This is a genomic window from Pseudomonas sputi, assembly GCF_021603585.1.
GTDB lineage: Bacteria > Pseudomonadota > Gammaproteobacteria > Pseudomonadales > Pseudomonadaceae > Aquipseudomonas > Aquipseudomonas sputi.
Window position 1 is genome coordinate 39,673 of sequence record NZ_BQHI01000012.1, and the last position, 17,481, is coordinate 57,153.

17 protein-coding genes are annotated in these 17,481 nt (G+C 60.8%); 15 read left to right on the plus strand and 2 right to left on the minus strand.

Annotation, left to right across the window (positions count from 1 at the left end; all coding sequences use genetic code 11):
* The first annotated feature begins 5 nt into the window (after positions 1–5).
* The 15 genes from hscB to L6D81_RS17630 all read left to right on the plus strand — a co-directional run bounded on the left by hscB (position 6) and on the right by L6D81_RS17630 (position 14,468).
* Positions 6–527 carry a co-chaperone HscB gene (gene hscB / locus L6D81_RS17560; RefSeq protein ID WP_236181228.1) on the plus strand — a complete coding sequence of 174 codons (522 nt, stop codon included), beginning with the start codon at positions 6–8 and terminating at the stop codon, positions 525–527.
* A gap of 51 nt (positions 528–578) precedes the next feature.
* Entirely contained in the window at positions 579–2,444 is a 1,866-nt protein-coding gene (gene hscA / locus L6D81_RS17565) for a Fe-S protein assembly chaperone HscA (RefSeq protein WP_074691025.1), read from the plus strand.
* The gene (gene fdx / locus L6D81_RS17570; protein ID WP_007956685.1) at positions 2,444–2,785 is read left to right on the plus strand and encodes an ISC system 2Fe-2S type ferredoxin; all 342 of its coding nucleotides are present in this window, start codon (positions 2,444–2,446) and stop codon (positions 2,783–2,785) included. Before hscA ends, fdx begins: the two co-directional genes overlap by 1 nt.
* Positions 2,786–2,799: 14 nt before the next feature.
* Positions 2,800–3,000: a Fe-S cluster assembly protein IscX gene (iscX, locus tag L6D81_RS17575; RefSeq protein WP_027619659.1), complete on the plus strand. Its 201-nt coding sequence runs from the start codon at positions 2,800–2,802 to the stop codon at positions 2,998–3,000.
* 88 nt (positions 3,001–3,088) lie between these two features.
* Positions 3,089–3,514 carry a nucleoside-diphosphate kinase gene (ndk, locus tag L6D81_RS17580; RefSeq protein ID WP_039765715.1) on the plus strand — a complete coding sequence of 142 codons (426 nt, stop codon included), beginning with the start codon at positions 3,089–3,091 and terminating at the stop codon, positions 3,512–3,514.
* Between the two features lie 28 nt (positions 3,515–3,542).
* Positions 3,543–4,691, plus strand: coding sequence for a dual-specificity RNA methyltransferase RlmN (gene rlmN / locus L6D81_RS17585; protein ID WP_064383910.1), 1,149 nt, complete (start codon positions 3,543–3,545; stop codon positions 4,689–4,691).
* A 12-nt stretch (positions 4,692–4,703) separates the two neighbouring features.
* Positions 4,704–5,462 (plus strand): type IV pilus biogenesis/stability protein PilW, encoded by a 759-nt coding sequence (gene pilW / locus L6D81_RS17590; RefSeq protein WP_236181229.1) that lies wholly within the window; start codon positions 4,704–4,706, stop codon positions 5,460–5,462.
* Entirely contained in the window at positions 5,462–6,526 is a 1,065-nt protein-coding gene (locus L6D81_RS17595; protein WP_236181230.1) for a RodZ domain-containing protein, read from the plus strand. Before pilW ends, L6D81_RS17595 begins: the two co-directional genes overlap by 1 nt.
* Positions 6,527–6,529: 3 nt before the next feature.
* Positions 6,530–7,639: a flavodoxin-dependent (E)-4-hydroxy-3-methylbut-2-enyl-diphosphate synthase gene (gene ispG, locus L6D81_RS17600; protein WP_007956680.1), complete on the plus strand. Its 1,110-nt coding sequence runs from the start codon at positions 6,530–6,532 to the stop codon at positions 7,637–7,639.
* A gap of 22 nt (positions 7,640–7,661) precedes the next feature.
* Positions 7,662–8,951 carry a histidine--tRNA ligase gene (gene hisS / locus L6D81_RS17605; RefSeq protein ID WP_236181231.1) on the plus strand — a complete coding sequence of 430 codons (1,290 nt, stop codon included), beginning with the start codon at positions 7,662–7,664 and terminating at the stop codon, positions 8,949–8,951.
* 41 nt (positions 8,952–8,992) lie between these two features.
* Positions 8,993–9,634, plus strand: a complete 642-nt coding sequence (locus L6D81_RS17610; RefSeq protein WP_011335807.1) for a tetratricopeptide repeat protein — start codon at positions 8,993–8,995, stop codon at positions 9,632–9,634.
* Complete coding sequence (gene bamB / locus L6D81_RS17615) at positions 9,627–10,778, plus strand: outer membrane protein assembly factor BamB (RefSeq protein WP_236181232.1); 1,152 nt, start codon at positions 9,627–9,629, stop codon at positions 10,776–10,778. The genes L6D81_RS17610 and bamB overlap by 8 nt, the downstream gene beginning before the upstream one ends.
* 136 nt (positions 10,779–10,914) lie before the next feature.
* Positions 10,915–12,387, plus strand: coding sequence for a ribosome biogenesis GTPase Der (gene der, locus L6D81_RS17620; RefSeq protein WP_236181233.1), 1,473 nt, complete (start codon positions 10,915–10,917; stop codon positions 12,385–12,387).
* A 153-nt stretch (positions 12,388–12,540) separates the two neighbouring features.
* Positions 12,541–13,689, plus strand: a complete 1,149-nt coding sequence (locus tag L6D81_RS17625) for a pyridoxal phosphate-dependent aminotransferase (RefSeq protein ID WP_236181234.1) — start codon at positions 12,541–12,543, stop codon at positions 13,687–13,689.
* Positions 13,677–14,468 (plus strand): amidohydrolase, encoded by a 792-nt coding sequence (locus tag L6D81_RS17630; protein ID WP_236181235.1) that lies wholly within the window; start codon positions 13,677–13,679, stop codon positions 14,466–14,468. Before L6D81_RS17625 ends, L6D81_RS17630 begins: the two co-directional genes overlap by 13 nt.
* A 166-nt stretch (positions 14,469–14,634) precedes the next feature.
* Here the strand turns inward: L6D81_RS17630 and leuA are convergent, their stop codons facing one another.
* Entirely contained in the window at positions 14,635–16,314 is a 1,680-nt protein-coding gene (gene leuA / locus L6D81_RS17635) for a 2-isopropylmalate synthase (RefSeq protein ID WP_227233463.1), read from the minus strand.
* 343 nt (positions 16,315–16,657) lie between these two features.
* Complete coding sequence (locus L6D81_RS17640) at positions 16,658–17,479, minus strand: peptidoglycan DD-metalloendopeptidase family protein (protein WP_236181236.1); 822 nt, start codon at positions 17,477–17,479, stop codon at positions 16,658–16,660.
* Positions 17,480–17,481 lie beyond the last annotated feature (2 nt).

Genomic DNA, 17,481 nt, shown 5'->3' on the forward strand with positions numbered 1-17,481 from the left:
TTGTCGTGGGTACTCCTTGTCATTTCGCTTTATTCGAGCTGCAACCGGGCTTTCGTCTGGATCTCGAGCAGTTGGCCACGCGTTATCGCGAGCTGGCGCGCGGCGTTCACCCTGACCGCTTTGCCGATGCTTCCGAGCGCGAGCAGCGGTCGGCGCTCGAACAGTCTGCGCGGCTCAACGATGCCTACCAGACACTCAAGAGTCCGGCCCAGCGTGCGCGCTACCTGCTGACCATCAGCGGGCATGAAGTGCCGATGGAAGTCACCGTCCACGATCCCGAGTTTCTTCTGCAGCAGATGCAATGGCGCGAAGAACTCGAAGACCTGCAGGACAGTGCCGACCTGGGCGGTGTCGCGGCTTTCAAGCGTCGCCTGAAAACCGCGCAGGAAGAGCTCAACGAAAGCTTCGCAGCCTGTTGGGATGATGCAGCGCAACGCGAACAGGCCGAACGCCTGATGCGGCGCATGCAGTTCCTCGACAAGCTCACCTACGAAGTGCGCCAGTTAGAAGAGCGCCTCGACGATTAACCCAGTGCCGCTTCGGTCGCACGCCTGATATACAGATAAGTCCTGATCACGATGGCCCTACTGCAGATCGCCGAACCCGGCCAAAGTCCTCAACCGCACCAGCGTCGTCTGGCTGTGGGGATCGACTTGGGCACTACCAATTCGCTGGTCGCTGCATTGCGCAGTGGTCTTTCCGAGCCGCTGGCCGATGCCGAGGGGCGGGTCATCCTGCCTTCCGCCGTGCGCTATCACGCCGATCGCGTCGAAGTCGGCGAATCGGCCAAGCTGGCCGCATCCTCCGATCCCCTGAATACCGTGCTGTCGGTCAAGCGCCTGATGGGGCGTGGTCTGTCCGACGTCAAGCAATTGGGCGATCAGCTGCCGTACCGCTTTGTCGGCGGCGAATCGCACATGCCGTTCATCGACACCGTGCAGGGCCCGAAAAGCCCGGTCGAAGTCTCCGCCGATATTCTGAAAGTGTTGCGTCAGCGCGCTGAAGCCACCCTTGGCGGTGAGCTGGTGGGCGCGGTGATCACCGTTCCGGCGTATTTCGACGATGCTCAGCGCCAGGCCACCAAGGATGCGGCGAAACTCGCTGGCCTGAACGTATTGCGTCTGCTCAACGAGCCGACTGCGGCGGCGGTGGCATACGGTCTGGATCAGCATGCCGAAGGTTTGGTCGCCATTTACGACCTGGGCGGCGGCACGTTCGATATTTCGATTCTGCGCCTGACCGGCGGTGTCTTTGAAGTCCTGGCTACCGGCGGCGACAGTGCGCTGGGCGGCGATGACTTCGATCACGCGATTGCCGGCTGGATCATCGAGAGCGCCGGTTTGTCCGCCGACCTTGATCCGGGCGCGCAGCGCAGCCTGCTGCAAACCGCTTGCGCCGCCAAAGAAGCGCTGACGGATGCTGATAGCGTCGAAGTCGCCTACGGTGACTGGAAAGCGCAGTTGACCCGCGAAGCCTTCGATGCACTGATCGAGCCAATGGTTGCCCGCAGCCTGAAAGCCTGCCGCCGCGCCGTCCGCGATTCCGGCGTCGAGCTGGAAGACGTGCATGCCGTGGTCATGGTCGGTGGTTCGACCCGCGTTCCGCGTGTTCGCGAAGCCGTCGCCGAAGCCTTCGGCCGTCAGCCGCTGACCGAAATCGACCCGGATCAAGTGGTGGCCATCGGTGCTGCGATCCAGGCCGATACCCTGGCTGGCAACAAGCGCGATGGCGGCGAGTTGCTGCTGCTCGACGTGATTCCGCTATCCCTGGGGCTGGAAACCATGGGCGGTCTGATGGAGAAGGTGATTCCGCGCAACACCACCATCCCGGTCGCCCGCGCTCAGGATTTCACAACTTATAAAGACGGCCAGTCGGCCATGGCGATCCATGTGTTGCAGGGTGAGCGTGAGCTGATCAGCGATTGCCGCTCCCTGGCTCGCTTCGAATTGCGCGGCATTCCGGCAATGGTGGCCGGTGCGGCGAAAATTCGCGTGACCTTCCAGGTCGACGCCGACGGTCTGCTCAGCGTCTCTGCCCGTGAATTGGGTTCGGGCGTTGAGGCCAGCATTCAAGTCAAGCCGTCCTATGGCCTGACCGACGGCGAAATCGCCAAGATGCTGAAAGATTCGTTCCAGCACGCCAATGACGACAAGGTCGCCCGCGTTTTGCGCGAGCAGCAGGTCGATGCCCAGCGCCTGATCGAAGCGGTGCAGGGCGCTCTTGAGGCCGATGGCGAGCGTTTGCTCGACGCCGAAGAGCGCATGGTCATCGAGTTGCAAGTGCAGGAACTGACCGAACTGATGAAGGGCACCGATGGTTATGCCATCGAGCAGCAGACCAAGCGTCTGTCGCAAGTGACCGATGCTTTTGCCGCCCGTCGTATGGATCAGACGGTGAAAGCCGCTCTGTCCGGGCGCAATCTGAATGAAATCGAGGATATCTGATGCCGCAGGTCATTTTTCTGCCCCACGAGAAGTTCTGCCCTGAAGGCATGGTTGTCGACGCAGCACCCGGCACGTCGATCCTCGAACTGGCTCACGAACACCACATCGAGATGGAAAGCGCTTGCGGTGGTGTCTGCGCCTGCACCACTTGTCACTGCATCATTCGCGAGGGTTTCGACTCGCTGGAAGAAGCCGACGAGTTGGAGGAAGATTTCCTTGATCGTGCCTGGGGTCTGGAAGCCCAGTCGCGCCTGGCGTGTCAGGCAATCGTCGGTGAAGAAGACATCACCGTCGAAATTCCGAAATATTCGCTTAACCATGCGGCCGAAGCGCCGCACTGACTGGTAAGACTGTCATGAGCTACGGTTGGAATGATGTTCAACGTATTGCAGAAGAGCTGGCCGAAGCCAAGCCGGATGTCGATCCGCTTTCTGTCAATTTCGTCGACTTGCAGCGATGGATCATGGAACTTCCCGACTTTGACAACACCTCTGGCCGGGTTGGCGAGAAAGTGTTGGAAGCGGTTCAGGCCCTCTGGATCGAAGAAGTAGACTGATCGTCCTCGCAGGTTAGGCAATACCCAAGAACCCGCGTATAATTCGCGGGTTTAATTTTTCGCAAATTACCGTTTCTGGAGTTACACCATGGCTGTTCAACGTACTTTCTCCATCATCAAGCCTGACGCCGTTGCTAAAAACGTGATCGGCAAGATCACCACTCGCTTCGAAGACGCTGGCCTGCGCGTTGTAGCTTCGAAACTGAAGCAACTGTCCAAAGCCGAAGCCGAAGGCTTCTACGCTGAGCACAGTGCTCGTGGTTTCTTCGGCGACCTGGTTGCCTTCATGACTTCCGGTCCTGTTGTTGTTCAGGTTCTGGAAGGCGAAAACGCCATCGCACGCAACCGTGAGCTGATGGGCGCTACCAACCCTAAAGAAGCGGCTCCAGGCACCATCCGTGCCGACTTCGCTGAATCGATCGACGCCAACGCTGTTCACGGTTCGGACTCCGAAGCCGCTGCTGCCCGCGAAATCGCTTACTTCTTCGCAGCTACTGAAGTAACCACTCGCTAAGCATTGGCTTAAGAGTGAAGGTGAATCCATGACGATATCGACTGTTAAAACCAACCTGCTGGGTCTGACCCAGCCGGAAATGGAAAAATTCTTCGACTCAATCGGGGAGAAGCGTTTCCGTGCCGGTCAGGTAATGAAATGGATTCACCACTTTGGCGTCGATGATTTCGACGCCATGACGAACGTCAGCAAGGCCTTGCGCGAAAAGCTCAAGGCTGTTGCTGAGGTCCGTGGTCCCGAAGTGGTCAGCGAGGACATTTCCAGCGACGGCACCCGCAAGTGGGTGGTGCGCGTGGCGTCCGGCAGCTGTGTCGAGACCGTTTACATTCCCCAGGGCAAACGCGGCACTCTGTGCGTTTCGTCCCAGGCAGGCTGTGCCCTGGACTGCAGTTTCTGCTCCACCGGCAAGCAAGGCTTCAACAGCAACCTCACCGCCGCCGAAGTCATCGGCCAGGTGTGGATTGCCAACAAATCCTTCGGCAGTGTTCCGGCTACCATCGACCGCGCCATCACCAACGTGGTGATGATGGGCATGGGCGAACCGCTGCTGAACTTCGACAACGTCGTGGCCGCCATGCATCTGATGATGGATGACCTGGGCTACGGGATCTCCAAGCGCCGCGTGACCCTGTCCACGTCGGGTGTGGTGCCGATGATCGATGAGCTGGCCAAGCACATCGACGTGTCCCTGGCGTTGTCCCTGCACGCACCGAATGACGCATTGCGTAACCAATTGGTGCCGATCAACAAGAAATATCCGCTTAAGATGCTGCTCGAGTCGTGCCAGCGCTACATGTCCGCCCTTGGCGAAAAACGTGTGCTGACCATCGAGTACACGTTGCTCAAGGACGTCAATGACAAGCTTGAGCACGCCGTGGAAATGATCGAGCTGCTCAAAGATATTCCGTGCAAGATCAACCTGATTCCGTTCAACCCGTTCCCGCATTCCGGGTACGAGCGGCCGAGCAACAACGCTATCCGCCGGTTCCAGGATCAGCTTCACCAGGCCGGTTTCAACGTCACCGTGCGCACCACTCGCGGTGAAGACATTGATGCGGCTTGTGGTCAATTGGTAGGGCAGGTGCTGGATCGCACCCGTCGCAGCGAACGTTACATCGCCGTGCGCGAATTGAGCGCCGACAGCGATCTGGCACAGAACGCCGCGAACACTAACTAAGAGAGGATCTCTATGTCCCTGCGCTTTGCGCTGCTGTTGCTGTTGGCCAGCCTGTGTGCTGGTTGTGTCCTGTCGGGTGACTACAACCCGATGAAGACCAGCAAGGGCCGTGACGAAGCGCGGGCTGCCTACGTGCAGCTGGGGCTGGGATACTTGCAGCAGGGTATGAGCGAGCGGGCCAAGGTTCCACTGAAGAAAGCCCTGGAGCTGGACGGCTCGGATCCCGACGCCAATGCCGCGCTGGGGCTGGTTTTTCAGGCCGAAATGGAACCAGAACTGGCTGACGAACACTTCCGCAAGGCTTTGTCCTCCCGTCCCGCCGATGCGCGCATCCTCAACAATTACGGCAGTTTTCTCTACGAAGAACAGCGTTACAAGGAAGCCTACGAGCGTTTTGAACAGGCGGCCGCCGATACCCTGTATCCTGAGCGTTCGCGGGTGTTCGAGAACCTCGGCATGACGGCGGCCAAGCTCGGGCAGCGTGATCTGGCGCAACAGCAGCTGGAAAAAGCGTTGCGTTTGAACCGTCAGCAACCGCGGGCATTGCTGGAAATGGCTGAGTTGTCATTCGAAGACAGGCATTATGTGCCCGCGCGTGACTATTACGATCGTTTCAGCCAGCTCTCCGAGCAAAATGCACGTAGTCTGTTGCTCGCCGTTCGGTTGGCAAAAGTATTTGAAGATCGCGACAAGGCCGCCAGTGCCGGCCTGCAATTAAAACGACTCTATCCCGGTACGCCGGAATATCAGCAATACCTGTCGGAGCAATGATGAAAGCGGCGCATCCCGAAGTTGTAGCAGCGAATCGCGTTAACCCCGGTGAGACCCTGCGCCAGGCCCGCGAAAGCAATGGCTGGTCGCTGGCCGAAGTGGCCCTCAAGCTCAACCTCACTGTGGCCTCCCTGAGCAACCTTGAAGCCGGCGCGTTCGACAAGTTGCCCGGGCATACCTTTGCTCGCGGCTACATTCGCGCCTACGCCAAACTGCTCGGTATGGACCAGACCGTTCTGGTCCAGCAATTCGACCAGTCCACGGGCACCGATTCCCAAGGCAGCAATGTCCACGCCCTGGGTCGTATCGAAGAGCCGGTACGGGTTTCCCACACCATTTTGCGTATCGTCAGCCTGTTGCTGCTGATTGCGGTGATTGGCGGTGGTTTCGTCTGGTGGCAGGATCAGACCTCGCAGCGTACCAGGGACCTGATCGGCCTGGCGCCGGAGCACGTCGAAGTCGAAGGCGCCGACGGCACGACCCAGATTCATCCGCTGGACGAGCCTGAAGATCAGGCCGTCGCGGAAGGCGAAGCCGAGGGCTCGACGGCTCTGGCGCTGCCTCAATCGGAAACCACGGCTGAATCGACCGGTGCCGAGACCGAGGCCGCAGCCGCAGCTCCAGCGACCGCACCGGTTGCTCCGGCGCCTGCTGCGCCAGCCGCTACTCCGGCTGCACCGGCTCATACGCCAGCGCCTGTGGTTGCTGCTCCTGCGAATCCGGCGCCTGCCGCTCCGGCTGCGCCTGCACCGACCGTCACTGCCCCGGCAACCCCGGCCGTCGCTGCGCCCGCGCCGACAGCGCCAGTTGCTCCGGCTGCAGGTCAAGGCCAGGTTCAGGTGCAGTTCATCGCCGATTGCTGGACGCAGGTGACCGATGGCAGCGGCAAGGTTCTTTACAGCGGCCTCAAGCGCAAGGGCGACAGCCTGTCTGTCGTCGGCAAACCACCGTTTGCCGTGCGTCTGGGCGTTGCCCGTGGCGCGCAGGTCAGCTACAACGGCCAGCCGGTCGATGTCGCTCCGTTCACCAGTGGCGAGACTGCTCGCCTGAAGTTGGGTCAATAAGTCATGCACGGCGAATCTCCAATCAAACGTCGCGAATCGCGCAAGATCTGGGTCGGTAACGTGCCCGTGGGCGGCGATGCCCCTATCGCTGTGCAGAGCATGACCAACAGCGACACCAATGACGTCGCTGCCACCGTCGCGCAGATCAATCGTCTGGAAGCCGCCGGCGTCGACATCGTCCGCGTTTCGGTGCCGGACATGGACGCCGCCGAGGCGTTCGGCAAGATCAAGCAACTGGTCAAGGTGCCATTGGTTGCCGACATCCACTTCGACTACAAGATCGCTTTGCGCGTGGCCGAACTGGGTGTGGACTGCCTGCGCATCAACCCGGGCAACATCGGTCGCGAAGACCGCGTGCGTGCGGTGGTCGATGCCGCCCGTGACCGCGGGATCCCGATCCGCATCGGCGTCAACGCCGGTTCCCTGGAAAAGGACCTGCAGAAGAAATACGGCGAGCCGACCCCGGCCGCGCTGGTCGAGTCCGCCCTGCGCCACGTCGAGCACCTCGAACGCCTGAATTTCCAGGACTTCAAGGTCAGCGTGAAGGCTTCTGACGTGTTCATGGCCGTCGAAGCCTACCGTCTGCTGGCCAAGGAAATCGTTCAGCCGCTGCACCTGGGCATCACCGAAGCCGGTGGATTGCGCTCCGGTACAGTGAAATCCGCCGTGGGCCTAGGTATGCTGCTCGCCGAGGGGATTGGCGATACTATCCGCATCTCGCTGGCGGCCGACCCGGTCGAGGAAGTGAAGGTCGGTTACGACATTCTCAAGTCTTTGCATCTGCGTTCCCGTGGCATCAACTTCATCGCCTGCCCGAGCTGCTCGCGGCAGAACTTCGATGTGGTCAAGACCATGAACGAGCTGGAAGGGCGCCTTGAAGACCTGCTGGTACCGCTGGATGTCGCGGTGATCGGTTGTGTGGTCAACGGCCCCGGCGAAGCCAAGGAAGCCCATATCGGCTTGACCGGCGGTACGCCGAACCTGATTTACATCGACGGCAAGCCGTCGCAGAAGCTGACGAATGACAATCTGGTGGACGAGCTGGAAAAGCTGATCCGCGAGAAAGCGGCCGAGAAGGTCGAAGCTGACGCAGCGGTTATCGCGCGCGGCTGATCGAACGAATTAAGGAATTTCTGTGAGCAAGTCTCTGCAAGCCATTCGTGGCATGAACGACATCCTGCCGGAACAGACGCCGGTATGGCGCTATTTCGAAGGCACCGTTTCGCGTCTGCTGGACAACTACGGTTACAAGCAGATCCGCATGCCGATCGTCGAGTTCACCGAGCTGTTCAAACGCTCGATCGGTGAAGTGACCGACATCGTCGAAAAAGAGATGTACACCTTCGACGACCGCAACGGCGACTCCCTGACCCTGCGTCCGGAGGGCACGGCCGCGTGCGTGCGTGCAGTGCTCGAGCACGGCATCACCGGCGGTGGTCAGGTGCAGAAGCTTTGGTACATCGGCCCGATGTTCCGTCACGAGCGTCCGCAGAAAGGCCGTTATCGTCAGTTCCACCAGATCGGTCTGGAAGTGTTCAACCTCGACGGTCCGGACATCGACGCCGAACTGATCGTGCTGACCTGGCGCCTGTGGGGCGAGCTGGGCATCCGTGATGCGGTCAAGCTTGAGCTCAACAGCCTCGGCACCAGCGAGTCCCGCGCCCGTTATCGTGAGGCGCTGGTCGAGTACCTCTCGGCGCACCACGACAAACTGGACGAAGACAGCCAGCGTCGCCTGAAAACCAACCCGCTGCGTGTGCTCGACACCAAAAATGCCGACACCCAGGCCGTGCTGGTCGATGCGCCGAAAATGGCCGACTACCTGGATGACGAATCCCGTGCCCACTTCGAGGGCCTGAAGGCCCGTCTGGATGCCGTCGGCATTCCTTACGTGCTCAACCCGAAGCTGGTGCGTGGTCTGGATTACTACAGCAAAACCGTATTCGAATGGGTCACCGACAAGCTCGGCGCCCAGGGTACCGTCTGCGCGGGTGGGCGCTATGACGGTCTGGTCGAGCAGATGGGCGGCAAGCCGACCCCGGGCGTCGGTTTCGCCATGGGCATCGAGCGTCTGGTGCTGCTGCTGGAAACCCTGGAGCAGATCCCGGAAGAAATCTCTCGTCAGGTCGACGTCTATCTCTGCGCCTTCGGTGAAGAAGCGGAGCTGGCCGGTCTGGCCCTGGCCGAGCGGGTACGCGACCAACTGCCCAACCTGCGCCTGCAAGTCAATGCCGGCGCCGGCAGCTTCAAGAGCCAGTTCAAGAAAGCCGACAAGAGCGGTGCGTTGTACGCACTGATCCTCGGTGACGACGAAATGGCCCAGCAAGTGGTAGGTTTCAAACCCCTGCGTGGCCAGGGCGAACAACAAAGCATTGCCTGGGATGCCCTCGCTGCACACCTGGCCACCTGCGTCGTGCAGGGTTGAAGCTGTCCAAACAGCCGATTTAGCGATTAAGGAGTATTGGGGTGTCGAGTACCGAAGACGAACAGTTGGCGGATTTGAAGGACTGGTGGACACGCAACGGCAAACCTCTGGTCACCGGCGGCCTGTTGGCGCTGGTCATCGTGTTCGGCTGGCAGGCTTATCACAAGTATCAGAGCAACCAGTCGCAAGGCGCCTCGGTGCTCTATCAGCAATTGCTGGAAACCACGCTGACCCCGGACGGCAAGCCTGACGCCGCGCGCGTTGCGGATCTGGCCGGCAAGCTCAACAGCGAATTCGGCGGTTCTGCGTACGCGCAGTACGGCAGCCTGTTCGTGGCCAAGGTCGCGGTCGACAGCGGCAAGCTGGACGACGCGGCGACCGAACTCAAGGCCATCGTGGCCAAACCGGCCAACCCGGCGCTGGGCGAAATCGCCCGTCAGCGTCTGGCGCAGGTATTGGGCGCACAGAACAAGGCCGATGAAGCCCTGAAACTGCTCGAAGGCGATGCCGACAAGTCGTTCCTGGCCACTCGCGAAGAACTCAAGGGCGACCTGCTGGTGCAGCTGGGCCGTACCGACGAAGCGAACGCGGCGTATCAAAAAGCCAAGGCGGCACTGTCGGATGAAGCGGCGGTCGGTGGCCTTCAAATCAAGCTGGACGACCTGGCCAAAGGGGATGCGTGACGTGATCCGTTGGAAGCATGCAGCATTGCTGGCTCTGGCCATTCTGGCCGCGGGTTGCAGCAGCAACAGCAAAAAAGAACTGCCACCGGCCGAGCTGACCGACTTCAAGGAAGAAGTGGTCCTGCACAAGCAGTGGAGCCGCTCGATCGGTGACGGTCAGGGCGAAACCTACAACATGCTGGTGCCGGCGATCGACGGTGACACCATCTACGCGGCCGACGTGACCGGTATCGTGATGGGCCTGGATCGCAGCAACGGCGACGTGAAATGGAAGAAAGACCTCGAACTGCCTGTGTCCGGCGCCGTTGGCGTGGGTTACGGTCTGGTCATGGTCGGTACCCTGCACGGTGAAGTCGTTGCCCTCGACGCCATCAACGGTGAAGAGAAGTGGCGCTCGCGCGTCAACAGCGAAGTTCTTGCGCCACCGGCCAACAACGGTGACGTGGTGGTGGTTCAGACCCAGGACGATCGCCTGATCGGTCTGGACGCGTCCACCGGCAATCAGCGTTGGGTGTATGACAGCACGCCGGCCGTACTGACCCTGCGCGGCACCAGCGCACCGATCGTCACCAACCGCCTCGCGGTGGCTGGCCTGTCGACCGGTAAAGTGGTCGCCCTGGACATTTCCAACGGCGTGCCGGTCTGGGAACAGCGGATCGCGATCCCACAAGGTCGTTCGGAACTGGAGCGCGTGGTCGACATCGACGGCGGTCTGCTGCTGTCCGGCGGTACCCTGTACGTTGCCAGCTATCAGGGTCGCGTTGCGGCACTGGATCTGGAAAGCGGCCGTCAACTCTGGCAGCGCGACGCGTCGAGCTACGCCGGTGTTGCCCAGGGTTTCGGCAACGTCTACGTAAGCCTGTCGTCGGGTACCGTTGAAGGCGTCGACGAGCGTTCCACCACCGCCCTGTGGAGCAACGACTCGCTGGCCCGTCGTCAACTGTCGGCGCCGGAAGTGTTCTCCAGCTACGTTGCAGTCGGTGACATGGAAGGTTACCTGCACCTGCTGAGTCAGGTGGACGGTCGATTCGTCGGCCGCGAGCGCATCGACAGCGACGGCCTGCGTGCCCGTCCGCTGGTGGTGGGTGACACGATTTATGTGTATGGCAACAGCGGCAAACTGGAAGCCCTGACCATCAAGTAACAACTATGCTTGGGGTTAACTCCCCAGGCGGCCTTGCTTCTGCAAGGTTTGCAGCACCCACGGGTGTTGCCCCGAGCACCAGCCGCTGCCTCGCAGCGGCTTTTGTATTTTCTGAAATAACGAAGTGGAGAGCCGCATGGTTCCCGTAATCGCCCTGGTGGGCCGACCGAACGTCGGCAAGTCCACCTTGTTCAACCGCCTGACCAGGACTCGCGACGCCATTGTCGGCGACTTGTCCGGTCTGACCCGTGATCGCCAGTACGGTGAGGCCAAGTGGCAAGGGCGTTCCTACATTCTGATCGACACCGGCGGTATCTCCGGTGACGAGCATGGTATGGACGAAAAAATGGCCGAGCAGTCGCTGCTGGCCATCGAAGAAGCGGATGTCGTTCTGTTCCTGGTAGATGCCAAGGCCGGTTTCACTGCCGCCGACCAGATGATCGCCGAACACTTGCGCAAACGTAACAAGCGTTCCCACGTGGTGGCCAACAAGGTCGACAACATCGACCCGGAAATGGCCCGCGCCGAATTCGCCCCGCTGGGCATGGGCCACGCGATCCCGATCGCCGGCGCCCACGGTCGCGGCATCACTCAACTGCTGGAAGCTGCCCTGAGCGACTTCCCGCGTGATGATGACGAGCCGGCGGAAGGTGAAGAGGAAGAAGTGGTCGCCGAAGGCGAGGAAGCCAAGCGCATTCCTGGCCCGAGCGAAAAAGACGGAATCAAGATTGCCATCATCGGCCGTCCGAACGTCGGCAAGTCGACCCTGGTCAACCGCATGCTCGGTGAAGATCGGGTAATCGTCTACGACCAGCCCGGCACCACCCGCGACAGTATCTACATCCCGTTCGAGCGTAACGACGAGAAGTACACGCTGATCGACACCGCCGGTGTGCGCAAGCGCGGCAAGATCCACGAAGAAGTCGAAAAATTCTCCGTGGTCAAAACCCTGCAGGCGATCAAAGACGCCAACGTGGTGATCTTCGTGATGGACGCCCGCGAAGGCGTGGTCGATCACGACCTCAACCTGCTGGGCTTTGCCATCGAGGCGGGGCGTGCGCTGGTGATCGCGATCAACAAGTGGGACGGCATGACCCCGAGCGAGCGCGACTACGTGAAGGTCGAGCTGCAACGTCGTCTGTTCTTCGTCGACTACGCCGATATTCACTTCATCTCGGCTTTGCACGGCACGGGCGTGGGCAACCTCTACGGCTCGGTGCAGAACTCGTTCAAGTCCGCGGTCACCCGCTGGCCGACCAGCCGCCTGACGCAGATTCTCGAAGACGCGGTCAGCGAGCACCAGCCGCCGATGGTCAACAGCCGCCGCATCAAGCTGCGTTACGCTCACCTGGGGGGGGCGAACCCGCCGATCATCGTGATCCACGGCAACCAGATCGAGAAAGTGCCGAAGTCGTACGTGCGCTATCTGGAAAACACTTACCGCCGTGTGCTCAAACTGGTCGGTACGCCGATCCGGATCGAGTTCAAGGGCGGCGAGAACCCGTACGAAGGCAACAAGAACACGCTGACCGACCGTCAGGTCAACAAGAAGCGTCGCTTGATGTCGCACCACAAGAAAGCCGACAAAAAACGCCGCGACAAGAAGTAAAAAGAGCCGCTGCGAGTTTCCAGCTGCAAGCTTCAAGTCAACGCGGAAGCAAAGAGGGCTCTGTTCAGAGCCCTTTTTTGTGGGCGATGGATTGATGCTTGAAACTTGTCGCTTGCAGCTTGAAACTTGCAGCTCACCTGCAAGGGGCTCCCGATGATCACCAGCAAGCTGCCGAATGTCGGCATCACTATTTTCACGCAGATGTCTCAGCTCGCGGCGCAGACCGGAGCGATCAACCTTTCCCAGGGTTTTCCCGATTTCGACGGCCCGCAGGCACTGCGCGACGCGGTCGGTCGACACATCGCCAGCGGTCACAACCAGTATTCGCCCATGACCGGCCTGCCGACGCTGCGTCAGCAGATCGCGGCGAAGATCGCCCGCAGTTATGGCGTCAACGTCGATGCCGACAATGAAGTGACCGTGACCCCTGGCGCGACCCAAGCGATTTTCTGTGCGATCCAGGCGGTTATCCACAGCGGCGACGAAGTCATCGTGTTCGACCCGGCCTACGACAGCTACGAGCCATCGGTGGAACTGGCCGGTGGGCGCTGCGTGCATGTGCAGCTTGGGCTGAAGGATTTCTCCATCGACTTCGAAAAGCTCAGCGCAGCCCTGAGCCCACGCACGCGGATGATTATCCTCAACACCCCGCACAACCCGAGCGGTGCGCTGATCAGTCGTGCCGAGCTGGATCAACTGGCGGCGTTGATCCGCGACCGCGACATCTACGTGATCAGCGACGAAGTCTACGAACACCTTGTGTTCGACGGCGTGCCGCATGTCAGCGTACTGGCCCATGAAGAGCTGTATCAGCGCGCCTTCGTAGTCAGCTCGTTTGGCAAGACCTATCACGTCACCGGCTGGAAAACCGGCTACGTCGTGGCACCGCCGGCCCTGACGGCGGAGCTGCGTAAAGTGCACCAGTACGTCAGTTTCTGTGGCGTGACACCGTTGCAGTACGCCCTGGCCGATTACATGGCCGAGCACCCGGAACACATCGAAGAGCTGCCGGGTTTCTATCAGGCCAAGCGCGATCTGTTCTGTGATCTGCTGGCGCCGTCGCGATTCAGCTTCACCCGGGTCACCGGCACCTATTTCCAACTGGTCGATTACTCGCAGATACGCCCAGATCTGAACGATGTCGAGATGGCGATGTGGATGACTCGCGAGCATGGCGTGGCGAGTATTCCGGTGTCGGTGTTCTACCAGGATCCACCTGAAGGCCAGCGTCTGGTGCGCCTGTGCTTTGCCAAACGTGAGGAGACGCTGCGGGAAGCGGCGACCAAACTATGCGTGATCTGAGTGCGTTGCCTGATCTCAACCTGGCGCTGATCCAGACCAGCCTGACCTGGCATGACCGTCGGGCCAATCTCGAGCATTTCGACGCGTTGCTGGAGCAGGCGCGCGGTGCCGATCTGATTATCCTGCCGGAAATGTTCACCACCGGGTTCTCCATGGAGTCCGAAACCCTGGCCGAAGCCGAAAACGGCCCGACCAGCAAATGGCTCAGGGCCCAGGCGGCGAAGCTGAACGCCGTTGTTACGGGCAGCGTGATTATCCAGACCGCCGACGGCAGCCATCGCAACCGCTTGCTGTGGGCACGACCGGACGGCGAAGTGCTGCATTACGACAAGCGCCACCTGTTCCGCATGGCCGGCGAGCACAATCACTACACGCCCGGCGAGCGCCAGGTGCAGTTCGAACTCAAGGGCTGGCGGGTGCGGCCGCTGATTTGCTACGACTTGCGCTTCCCGGTGTGGAGCCGCGATGCTCAGGACACCGACCTGCTGCTGTACACCGCCAACTGGCCGGGTGCACGGCGTCAGCACTGGAACCGGTTGCTGCCGGCCCGGGCCATTGAAAACCTGTGCTATGTGGCGGCGGTCAACCGGGTTGGCACCGATGGCAAGGGTTTCGCGTATACCGGAGACAGTCAGGTGCTGGATTTCCAGGGCGAGACGTTGCTGGCGGCGGGGGAGGCTGACGGGGTGTTCAAGGTGGTTCTGGAAGCGGCTTCGCTTGCCGCTTACCGCGAGCGCTTTCCGGCGAATCTGGATGCCGATACCTTCGAGTTCACCTGATAACCCAAGTCACCTGGATCGTTCCCACGCTCCGCGTGGGAATGCAGTTCGTGACGCTCTGCGTCCCTTGAGGCATTCCCGCGCAGAGCGTGGGAACGATCATCGCGATCAGAACGAAAAAGGCCCCGGGGTGCAAACCCCGGGGCCTTTTGCGTTGCAGCGGTAGTTACGCCGCTTTCGCTTCCGGCTGGCTCAGCGAGCGGTTCAGCGCACTGAACAGGGCCTTGAAGCTGGCGGTGGTGATGTTTTCATCGATGCCCACGCCGTGTACTGCACGTTCGCCATTCACACGCAGTTCGATGTAGGCCGCCGCCTTGGCGTTGGTGCCCGCGCCGATGGCGTGTTCGTTGTAGTCCATGATCTCCACCGGAATCGGCAGACCGGCCACCAGCGCTTCCAGCGCGCCGTTGCCCTTGCCGCGCCAGTGCAGGTTGGTTTCGCCCTGACCCTTGCTCGCCACTTCCACTTCGACGGCGCTGTTGCCGTTTTCTTCCTGCAGGCGATGGCTGACCAGCGCGTACGGGGTGTTGGCTTGCAGGTATTCGCTGTGCAACAGCGCGTGGATTTGCTGGGCCGTCATCTCCAGACCCAGGCGATCGGTTTCACGCTGCACGACCTGGCTGAATTCGATCTGCATGCGACGTGGCAGGCTGATGCCGTATTCCTGTTCCAGCAGGTAGGCGATGCCGCCCTTGCCCGACTGGCTGTTGACGCGGATCACCGCCTCGTAGCTGCGGCCGATGTCGGCCGGGTCGATCGGCAGGTACGGCACTTCCCACAGGGCATCGGGTTTCTGCTGGGCGAAGCCCTTGCGGATCGCGTCCTGGTGGGAGCCGGAGAAGGCGGTGTGCACCAGGTCGCCGACATACGGGTGACGTGGGTGAACCTGGATCTGGTTGCACTCTTCGACGACCTTGCGCACGCCGTCGATGTCGGAGAAGTCCAGTTGCGGGTCCAGGCCCTGGGTGTACATGTTCAGTGCCACGGTGACGAGGTCGACGTTGCCGGTACGCTCGCCGTTGCCGAACAGGCAGCCTTCGACGCGGTCGGCGCCGGCCATCAGGCCCAACTCGGTGGCGGCCACGCCGGTGCCACGGTCGTTGTGGGTGTGCAGGCTGATGATCACGCTGTCACGGCGGTTGATGTTGCGGTGGAACCACTCGATCTGGTCGGCGTAGACGTTCGGGGTCGCGCATTCAACGGTGGCTGGCAGGTTGAGGATGATCTTGTGCTCAGGCGTCGGGTTCCAGACCTCGATCACCGCGTCACAGACCTCCTTGGCAAATTCCAGCTCGGTGGCGCTGAAGGTTTCCGGCGAGTATTCGAAGGTCCACTCGGTGTCCGGCTGCATGGCGGCGTATTTGACGAACAGCTTGGCGGCGTTCACGGCGATGGCCTTGATCCCGTCCTTGTCCTGGTTGAACACGATGCGACGGAAAGAAGGGGAGGTGGCGTTATACAGGTGAACGATGGCTTTCTTCGCCCCGCGCAGGGATTCGAAGGTGCGCTCGATCAGGTCTTCACGGCCTTGAGTCAGCACCTGGATGGTGGTGTCGTCCGGAATGTGGCCGTCTTCGATCAAGGTGCGCACGAAGTCGAAGTCGGTTTGCGAAGCGGCCGGGAACGACGCCTCGATTTCCTTCACGCCCACCTGCACCAGGGTTTTCCAGAAACGCAGCTTTTTCACCGCATCCATCGGCTCGATCAGCGACTGGTTGCCATCACGCAGGTCGGAGCTGCACCAGATCGGCGCGGCATCGATGGTTTTCGACGGCCAGGTACGATCCGGCAGGTTGATCACAGGAAACGCGCGGTATTTCGAAGACGGGTCTTTGAGCATGCTCATCGGGAAATTCCTTATTGTCTGGGCCGAAAAGAGGCGGCCTGCCGGTGGAACGAACGTTCTTGGAAAAGCGTGGGACGAGGCGCAGCGATTCAGCCCGGCAGTCGTGCGCTGACGAGGCACAGGCTGCGGTGCTGGCGAAGCTGAATGAGGGTGTGAGAGGTTTTCATGCCTTCAACCCTAACCGCGGGGGATGAGGATGGCAAGCAGTCGAAAAAAATTGAGAGGAATACCCGGAAAGCGGGTTTTTCCGAGATTTTATTCTTGATGTGGCGGTAATTGTTGGCGGGGATTGCGCGGAGCATTCGTCGTGCGCAATCCCTGCCGGAGAGTCTTCAGCCTGAAATCAAGGCTGGAATGCACCAATGAAAATCGCTGGATCGACCCGCGCATCGTTCAGACTGATGTTCCAGTGCATGTGCGGCCCGGTCGCCCGACCTGTGGCCCCCACCTTGCCCACCACCGCGCCCCGCGCCAGTTGCTGGCCGTTCTGCACATCAATCTTCGACATATGGCAGAACATGCTGATGAACCCCTGGCCGTGATCGACGAACACGGTGTTGCCATTGAAGAAGTAATTGCCGATCAGGATCACCTTGCCTGCCGCCGGGGTCTTGATCGGCGTGCCCGCCGGTACCGCGAAGTCCAGACCTGCGTGCGGATTGCGCTCTTCACCGTTGAAGAAGCGGCGCACGCCGAACTTGCTCGACAGCGGCCCGTTGACCGGCTTGTCCAGCAACAGGTTGCTCGGTGTGTTCGGGCTGAAGCTGCGGTAGGCCTTGATCTGCTCGGCCAGTTCGCCCTCGATGCGCTTGAGGTTGGCCGGGTTCGGATTGACCTGCTGGGTGTTCTTCAGGGTGATGTGCTGTTCCGGGTACTTCTTGTTGCCGACGCTGAAGTTGAGGTTGCGGTTGCCACTGCTGATCTGCTGAACGCCGGGTTTGACGGTCAGCGCAATGCCGACAATCGCCAGCCAGTTGTTCTGTTCCCTGACCACCAGCACCGGTTTGCCCTGATACGTGGCTTTCGGCGCTTGCGCGGCGCTGCCCAGATCAATGACAGCCACGCCGCCCGGCACCGGTTTGTTCAGCAGGCGGGTGATGTAACTGTCGGCGTGGGCGTTGAAGGTCAGGCACAGCAACAGCAGCGGAGCGAGAAAGCGCGGCATGG